2 protein-coding genes and 1 pseudogene are annotated in these 9,500 nt (G+C 63.5%); 2 read left to right on the forward strand and 1 reads right to left on the reverse strand.

Annotated elements, in window-relative coordinates:
- Window positions 1-614 precede the first annotated feature (614 nt).
- The gene (locus SRB17_RS44855) at window positions 615-6,749 is read left to right on the forward strand and encodes a DddA-like double-stranded DNA deaminase toxin (protein ID WP_228396709.1); all 6,135 of its coding nucleotides are present in this window, start codon (window positions 615-617) and stop codon (window positions 6,747-6,749) included.
- A 257-nt stretch (window positions 6,750-7,006) separates the two neighbouring features.
- Entirely contained in the window at window positions 7,007-7,678 is a 672-nt protein-coding gene (locus tag SRB17_RS44860) for an Imm1 family immunity protein (protein ID WP_153547953.1), read from the forward strand.
- Window positions 7,679-8,106: 428 nt separating this feature from the next.
- Here the strand turns inward: SRB17_RS44860 and SRB17_RS44865 are convergent.
- Window positions 8,107-9,333: pseudogene (locus tag SRB17_RS44865) on the reverse strand (IS630 family transposase); the annotation flags it as partial.
- Between the last annotated feature and the right edge of the window lie 167 nt (window positions 9,334-9,500).

Raw genomic sequence — 9,500 nt, forward strand, 5'->3', positions numbered from 1 at the left:
CGGTGCACAAATCGCTCGTGCACCAAGTCCAGTTCACGCGCCCAGAGTCTGACATCGGCAAGGTCCCCACCCATAACGACACCAACGACTGACCTGGCCATCAGTCACGGCAAGCACCGTTGCAGTATTAGTCCCTGCCGTCGACATCGACCTCCGTCCGGGCTGTGTTCGCGGCCGCTCGTCTCTACCGTGGTGGTGAAGGAGGGGGCAGATGGGCTCGCTGTTCGAGGAGTTGGAAGCCCGCGAGGCAGCGGCTCGGGCTCGGGTGGAAGAGCTGGAAGCCAGCTTGCCCGCCCTCACCGCTTGACCGCGACCTTCACTCGAAACGAACCGCACCCAATTCCTTTTGAGGGTTTCGGACACCAGCTGTACGAAGCCGTCCGGTTCGTTGCTTAGCCGTGCGACACGTGCTCGCTCACACTGACGGGAGTGGTCGCATGCTTCTGGGGAGACCGCGGCCGCGACCTCGCTCTCACGGGACAACTCCGCTAGGCCCGGTCAGCGCGTCGAGAGGCGGTGGTCGTCGTCGATGGCGCCTCGCCGTACGCTGTCATCGAGCGAGTGCAGCCTGGCCTCGAGTAGACGGCCCCCTCGTGACCAGCACAAAGACGCCGATGCTGCTGGCCGCCACCGCGGACTCCTCCGGCCCCAGCGGTGACTTCGGCGCGAGCCCGCTCGGCCCCTCGGCCACGTGGGAGGCGGGCGGCAGCACCGGCGACTTCAACTGGAGTTACCCGCTGCGGGTACCGCCAGCCACCGCCGGCCCGGCGCCCAACCTCGCCATCTCCTACAACTCGGGCTCCGTCGACGGCCGCACCTCCTCGGAGAACAACCAGACCTCCGTAGTCGGCGAGGGCTTCGGCATCACTGAGTCCTACATCGAGCGCAAGTACGGGTCGTGCAAGGACGACGGCAACGACGGCAAGGGCGACCTGTGCTGGAAGTACGCCAACGCCACCCTCGTCCTCAACGGCAAAGCGGCCGAACTCGTCAACGACTGCGCCGACGCCACCGCCTGCGACAGCGCCGAGAAGTCTCAGGCCGCTGGCGGCACTTGGAAGCTGAAGAACGACGACGCCACCAAGGTCGAGCACCTGACCGGCAACACCAGCAACGGCGACGACAACGGCGAGTACTGGAAGGTCACCACCACCGACGGCACTCAGTACTACTTCGGCAAGCACCGTCTGCCCGGCTGGAGCGACCACGGCAGCGATGCCGACGACCCGGTCACCAACTCCACTTGGGCCGTCCCCGTCTTCGGTGACGACGCAGGCGAACCCTGCCACGACACCACCTTCGCCTCCTCCAGCTGCAACCAGGTCTGGAGGTGGAACCTCGACTATGTGGTCGACACCCACGGCAACGCCATGACCTACTGGTACGGCCGGGAACGCAACAACTACGCCAAGAACGGGGTCGATGACCCTGCTGCCAACTACGTCCGCGGCGGTTACCTCAAGCGGATCGACTACGGACTGCGCAGCGACAGCCTCTACACCAAGCCCGCCGCCCAGCAGGTCACCTTCGACTACGCCCAGCGCTGCACTGCTAGTGACTGCTCCAGCCTGACCAAGGACACCAAGCAGAACTGGCCGGACGTACCCTTCGACCTGATCTGCGCCGACGGCACTGCCTGCACCGGCCGGATCGGGCCGTCCTTCTTCACCCGCTACATGCTTACCGACGTCGCCACCTCGGTGTGGACCGGCAGCGGCACCACCCGCCGCAACGTCGACAACTGGCACCTCGAGCACAGCTTCCCCGACTCAGGAGACGCCTCCTCGCCCAGCCTGTGGCTGAAGTCAATCCAAAACACCGGCAAAGCCGACACCACCGACGTCAGCCTGCCCGCCATCACCTTCGACGGCATCCAGATGCCCAACCACGTCGAAGGCGGCGGCGACACACTGCGTTACATCAAATGGCGCGTACGCCAGATCACCAATGAGACCGGTGGGGTCCTGACGGTCAACTACTCCGACCCGCAGTGCATCCGTGGCACCACCATGCCCTCCTCGGAGGACAACAACTCTCTGCGCTGCTTCCCGGTGTACTGGTCACAGTCCGGGGCCACACCCGAACTTGACTGGTTCCACAAGTACGTCGTCACCTCCGTCTTTCAGGAGGACCTCTACGGCAGCGACACCCAGGAGACCCGCTACAGCTACGACGGCGGCGCCGGCTGGGGCTACTCCGACGACGACGGCCTGACCAAAGACAAATACCGCACCTGGAACGAATGGCGCGGCTACGGCAAGGTCACCACGACCAGCGGTGACGACAACGGCCCCACCAGCAAGATCGTCGACCTTTACATGCGGGGTCTGAACGGCGAGAAGGAGAAGGACGGCAGCCCCCGCGTCGCCAAGGTCACCGACTCCACTGGCACCAGCATCGACGACGACCGCCAGTATGCCGGTTTCGTCCGCGAGACCATCGCCTACGACGGCGACAGCGAGGTCAGCGGCACCATCAACACGCCCTGGTCGCTGCGGACCGGCAGCCACAAATACGACTGGGGCACCACCGAGTCGTACTTCATGCAGCCGGCCACGATCACCAACCGGACCAAGACCTCCACCGGCACCCGCATCACCCAGAGCACCACGACCTACGGCACCACCTACGGCATGCCGCTGAAGGTGGACGACCAGGGCGACATCTCGAAGACCGGCGACGAGATCTGCACCAAGACCACCTACGCTCGCAACACGGCGGACTGGCTGGTGCAGTTCCCCTCCCGCGTAGAGAGCTACGCAGTCGGCTGCGACAAGACGCCGAGGCTGCCCGACGACACCATCTCCGACAACACCACCGGGTACGACAACCAGGCAGTCGGCGTGGCGCCCACCAAGGGCGAGGTGACATCGTCATACCGCATCTCCGGCTACGACGCCCAGAACCAGCCCACCTACCAGAAGGTCTCCACCTCCACCTACGACGACTGGGGCCGGTCGGAGACCACGACCGATGCGGACAACCGGACGACCAAGACGACCTACGTGCCGGACGACACCGGCTACGGTCCCCTCACCCAGTCCACTGTCACCGATCCCAAGCTGTACACCGTCACCACGGACGTGGACCCGGCCTGGGGTCAGGTGACCAAGCAGACCGACCGCAACGGCAAGGTTACTGAATGGCAGTTGGACGGGCTCGGCCGCGTCACCTCGATCTGGAAGCCGAACCGCTCCCGTGCGCTGAACGACGCGGCGAGCATCGTCTATGCCTACGGCATGGCCAAGGACAAAGCCCCATGGGTCCGCACCGACGCCCTCAAGGCCGACGGCAAGACGTACAACACCTCCTACGAGATCTATGACGCTCTGCTGAGGAAGCGGCAGACGCAAAGCCCGGCAGTCGGCGGCGGACGGGTCATCTCCGAGACACTCTACGACGACCGCGGTATGGCCTACCTGAAGAACGACCAGGTCTACGACAACATCAGCCCCACCAGCGCGCTGGCCAACACCCTGCCCGGCTCGGTACCGGCCTCCACCGAAACCGTCTACGACGGCGCCGGACGCCCCACTGACACGATTTTCCGCGTCAACGGCCAGGAACGCTGGCGCACCAAGACCAACGACCAGGGCGATCAGGTCGCGGTCACCGCAGCCAAGGGCGGCTCCGGCACACTCGCCATCAAGGACTCCCGCGGCCGCGTCATCGAACGCCGCGAGTACGCCGGCCCAAACCCGACCGGCAGCGACTACACCCGTACCAAGTACACCTACACGCCCACCGGCAAGCTCGATACGGTCACCGGCCCCGACAACGCCGTCTGGCGGCACACGTACGACATCCGCGGGCGCGAGACCCAAACCGTTGACCCGGACAAGGGCACCACCACCCTCACGTACGACGACGCCGACCAGCCCCTGACCGCCACGGTCACCAAGGACGGCACACCTCGAACGCTCATCAGTGACTACGACGAGCTGGGCCGCAAGATCGGCACGTGGGACGGCATCAAGGACGACGCCCACCAGCTGACCAAGTACACCTACGACTCGGTCGCCAAGGGTGAGTTGTCCGCAGCCATCCGTTACGTCGGCGGCACCACCGGCAGCATCTACGCCACCCAGATCACCGCCTATAACAACCTCTACCAGCCCACCACCACGAAGACCGTCCTCGCCGCCACCGACCCGCTGGTGCAAGCCGGCGCACCGCAGACCTTCACCACGACCACGGCCTACAACCTCGACGGCACGGTCAACAACACCATCCTGCCGGCCGCAGGCGGGCTGCCCACGGAGACGGTCGCCTATACCTACAACGCCCTCGGGCTGGTCGACACCGTTTCCGGAAGCACCAACTACATCCGCGGCATCGGCTACACGCAGTACGGCGAACCCCAGCAGACCACACTCGCCACCTCCTCGACCGCCAAGCAGCTGCAGATCTCCAACACCTACGAGGAGGGCACCCGCCGACTGCTGAACAACCACACCCTCGACCAGACCAACACTGGCTACACCAGCAACGTCGACTACAGCTACGACGACAGCGGCAACGTCCTGTCGATCAAGCAGAAGGCCGGCCAGGTCGACAACCAATGCTTCACCTATGACGGTCACCAGCGTCTGAGCGAGGCCTGGACACCGCAGTCCGGCGACTGCTCCGCCAGCCCGTCGGTATCCACCCTGGGCGGGCCCGCACCGTACTGGACCAGCTGGACATACACCGCCGGCGGGATGCGGGACACCCAGACCGTCCACACCGCCACCGGTGACACCAAGACCACCTACGCCTACCCGCCCGTCGATGACCAGGGCGCCGGCCAGCCGCACACCCTGACCTCGACCACCAGCGGAAGCACCGCCACCAACTACAAATACGACGAGCAAGGCAACACCACCCACCGCCCAGGCGCCTCCGGCGACCAGACCCTGACCTGGAACATCGAGGGACAACTCGACACCCTCACCGACAGCGGCAAGACCACCAGCTACCTCTACGACGCCAACGGCCAGCTCCTCCTTCGCCGGGGCCCCGCCGAGACCGTGCTCTACCTCGACGGCCAGGAACTTCACTACGACCCGGCAGCCAAGAAGTTCACCGCGCAGCGCTACTACGGCGCCGGTGACGGCACCGCGCTGCGCACCAACACCGGCCTCTACTGGCTCGTGAACGACCGCCACGGCACCGCCACCATGGTCGTCGACGCGGCAACACAGGCCATCACGCGCCGCTACACAAAACCATTCGGGGAGGCCCGAGGCAGCACACTCGCCTCATGGCCTGACGACAAGGGATTCCTCGGCAAGCCGGCCGACGCCCAAACCGGCCTGACGCACATCGGTGCACGCGAGTACGACCCCACCATCGGACGGTTCCTGTCGGGCGACCCCGACTTCTCCACCGACGACCACGAATCCCTCAACGGATACACCTACGCCGACAACACCCCCGTTACGAAGAGCGACCCCACCGGCCTGCGCCCCATCACCGCATGCGAATACGGCTGCAGCGACGGCCACGGCGGCTACTACGTCGACCACCTCTCGCCCAACGGCAACGGCGGCTGGAAGTACAACTACACCGACACCTACGCGACCAAGGTGAATTCCGGGGGCATACACGGCACCCTCTCCACCACCGTCACGAGCAGTGGGTCCTACGTAACCATCAGGATCACCTTCAAGAAGGGGCCAAAGCCTGAGCCGGTCGAACACAAGGGAAACGCTCCTTATGTAAATGGGGTTTGTGTATATGCCGCGGCAGGGAACTGCGGCAGTTCAGCCGAAACGGATGAGGCATCTGCCAAAATTCCTGAGCTCGGGTGCGCGAAAGATGATGGGCTCTGCGGCGTACGAAATTCCCTGTTCAAAACGGCCATCGTCTCAGGAATGCTCGGTGGATCGCTCGGAGTATTCTCCATACGGGCTGGCTGCAGCTTTGCCGCCTCGACGCTTGTCCTACTCGCGCACGGCAAAACCAAACCGATCAAAAAGATCAGACCAGGTGACAAGGTAGAGGCAGGTAATGCCAGCACCGGGAAGCACGTCGGGGCCCGCACCGTTACGGCCACCCTCGTCAATCACGACCACGATCTGATCGACCTGACCGTACGCGTCCGGAGCGGCAAGGCAGCCGTCTTGCACACGACGTCCGAGCACCCCTTCTGGGACGACACGAAGCACTCTTGGATACCGGCAGGTCAGCTCAAGCCCGGGCATGTGCTGAATACCGTTCGCAACCGCCATGCCCTCCTCAGTGCCGTTCGCGTGCGGCCCGGCAAGGCCGCCATGTACAACCTGACGGTCAACGAGCTTCACACGTACTATGTGCTGGCTGGAACGACACCAGTCCTCGTCCATAACACCTGTGGCGACCCAATTGAGGCGATTGAGTCTGTTGCAGATGGCCTTTCCGGAAAGAAGATCACTACCGGCCAGGTAATTGATGATACAGGGGCGAAGGTCGGTCCGACGGTATCCAGTGGAGAGGAAGGCTCCTGGGCAGATATTGCATCGTTCCTCGAGTCGTCCGGATTGCAGCATCCACCCACCGGGGAATTTCCGGCCGCATCTCACGTCGAAGCAAAGATCGCCTGGGCTATGCGAAATAGAGGCATCCAGAGGGCTACCATTGTGATCAACAAAAAAGAGGGAGTTTGTGCTGGTCCATATTCGTGCTCCGCGGCTGTGCCAGCGATCCTTCCGGCGGGATCAAGTCTGACCGTCTGGTATCGAGGGACCTCAGGAAGCATCGAAGGAGTTTCGATACTAGGCAGGGGGTGAACGTTCACTTGAATGGGCGAACTGTCGACCCCCCGACACATCTATAGAGGGCTTATCAATTCGGCTTATCCCTCGCCGGATCTGCCATTTAATGGCGCCACAATGGCGGCGAATATTTCGGCATTCCGGGCCCCCTTTCCCAGGAAAGGGGGCCCGGATTCATCGGTCAGCCGGCAAGGGCTAGCCCACGGAAGGCGACATAGACACTACGGCACTGGCCTCGACCCGCAGACTTGCAGTCGAGGTGATATTGTGTCATGAGCGGCTGGAGCCTCATTAACGCCCTCCGGCCATGCGCGCCTTGCATGCAGGCGCACGACCTCAAGGAGTCGGACTTGATTCTGAATATATTCATCAATGGTCAAATATACCATTCCGCGGAATGGTCAGTTGCTCAGCGAATCATCGACGAGGTTTTTGGAAATCTTCGAGGGGGCGGTGATTCGGCCATGAACTCGGCGGGCGAGGGGGTGACTGTCGAGTTCACGCTGTCCAAAGGTCGAGCGAACCGAATCGACGCATTGCAGAATTTTGATAGCTATCTACACGCCGCCGTCAATCATCAGACCGGATACGGCGCCCTGAAGTGGTTGCTTCCTCCAGGTTCTGCCGTTTTTATCGACGCCGCCATCGCTGAGCATGTCTGGATTTCCGATAATCCCACACCGCCCGACATGGATCCACATGTCATTTCGGATCCAGACCTACCGCGATATCACCACGTACGTAGCACATTGCCCATGCATGCAGTTCGAGCTGCGGTGGAGGAGTTCTGTCGAACTGGCACTGGAATGAGGCCGTCGTGTATCGACTGGACTCCTGGTGATCTCAGTGGTAGGCGTCTTGACGTTCCCGATTCAAGGATTTCCGCTGCCTACTGCGACGACCCGTGGTGTGATAATTCAGAACCTGGCCACCCATGCCACTGAGGGGGTTTAGATCCAGGATCAATCCACGTGCCGCAGTCAGTCTTGGTACCCTCAAGTGATCAACGTACCACCCACGGATGATCATGTGGTCGTGGAGGAACAGGTGCGTGACTATGGGTTTTCGCCGGCTCTGATGGACGAGATCTGGAGACGCTGGCGTGAGGGGCAATCGTTCAGCATTGATGGGACGGGCTCTCGGGGCGCCGATGCACCACGTCCGGACGCCCAGCTCGATCGCATCGTGCGGGAACTGCGAGAAGTATCCGACGCCCATGCAGGCGGCCGCCACCCAGCACACGACTGACCGCAGAACGATCGCGGATCCCAGTTGGACCAGCGCCCAGATCAGTGCAGCGATGCCGACGGCGGCCTGGATGGAGGCCCCGACCAGCTGTCCCGCATCGGGGCTGTCCAGCAGCTAGTGTGATGTGCCAGAAATCCTGAGGGTTAGTTCTGCTCTGTTTTCTGACGATGTCGTCCTCCAGGGCCTTCACGGAGGTGTGGACGCCGCGGCGGATGAGCTTGTCGGTGAGCAGGCCGAACCACCGCTCGACCTGGTTCATCCAGGAGGAGCCGGTGGGGGTGAAGTGGACATGGAAGCGGGGGTGTTTGCCGAGCCACGTCCTGCTCTCGGCGGTGTTGTGGGTGGCGTAGTTGTCACAGACGAGGTGCACGTCGAGCCCGGCGGGCACCGCTTTGTCGATCCGGGTCAGGAACTTCTTGAACTCGATCGCCCGGTGGCGGCGGTGCAGTGCCGATATGACGGTGCCGTCGGCGATGTTGAAGGCGGCGAACAGACTGGTGATGCCGTGCCGCAGATAGTCGTGGGTGCGGCGTTCGGGCATGCCCGGCATCATCGGCAGTACCGGCTGCGAGCGGTCCAGCGCCTGGATCTGGGACTTCTCGTCCACGCAGAGCACGACCGCCTTCTCGGGCGGGTGGTGGTACAGGCCGACGACGTCGACGACCTTGGCGACGAACTGCGGATCGGTGGACAGCTTGAAGGCATCCTGCAGGTGGGGCTTGAGGTCGAACCGCTTCCAGATCCGCCCGATGGTCGACTTCGACAGGCCGGTGCGCTGGGCCATCGAGGCCCTCGACCAGTGCGTGTCCTGGCCCGGGAGCGACTCCAGGGTGGCCACGACGACCTCCTCGACCTGGTCGAGGAGGATTGAAGGCGGCCGGCCCGAGCGCGGCTCGTCCTGCAGACCATCAAGGCGTTTGGCGATGAACCGGGCCCGCCAGCGGTCCACGGTCGACCGGTCGATGCCGAGGTCGGCCGCAGCCTGCTGATTCGTCCCGCCCTCCGCGCAGCGCAGCACGATCTTGGCCCGTAACGCCAGGAACTGGGCGGTCTTGGCCTGCCGCGCCCACTGCTGCAGCTGTCTGCGCTCAGCATCGTCGAGGACCAGGTCGGCCTTCGGCCGGCCAATCCAGCCGGCGTCCTCAAGCCCGGCCATCCGCTCTGCGGCGAACGCCCGACGCCACTTGCCGACCGTCTTGGCCTGGACCCCAACGAGCCGCGCGACAGCCGCGTTCGACATGCCGTCAGCACACGCCAGGATGATGCGGGCCTTCTCGGCCGAGCGCCGGTGCGGCATGTTCGTCCTGCGCACCAACTCGGCACGCTCAGCCTCGGACAACATGATCGCCACAGCAGACGGGCCCGAATGCGACATGACAACAGGGTACTTACTAACCTCGCGCTTTCACGAGTGGGCCTGTCCGAGTCTTGATCAAATAAATGGAGAGTGCTGCTGACCTGCAACGATGGGACTTGTCGAGGGTCCTGTCACTGCAAGGAAAGAAGCACTCTCCAGGT

Origin of the sequence: Streptomyces sp. RB17 (assembly GCF_009604455.1) — a bacterium.
GTDB lineage: Bacteria > Actinomycetota > Actinomycetes > Streptomycetales > Streptomycetaceae > Streptomyces.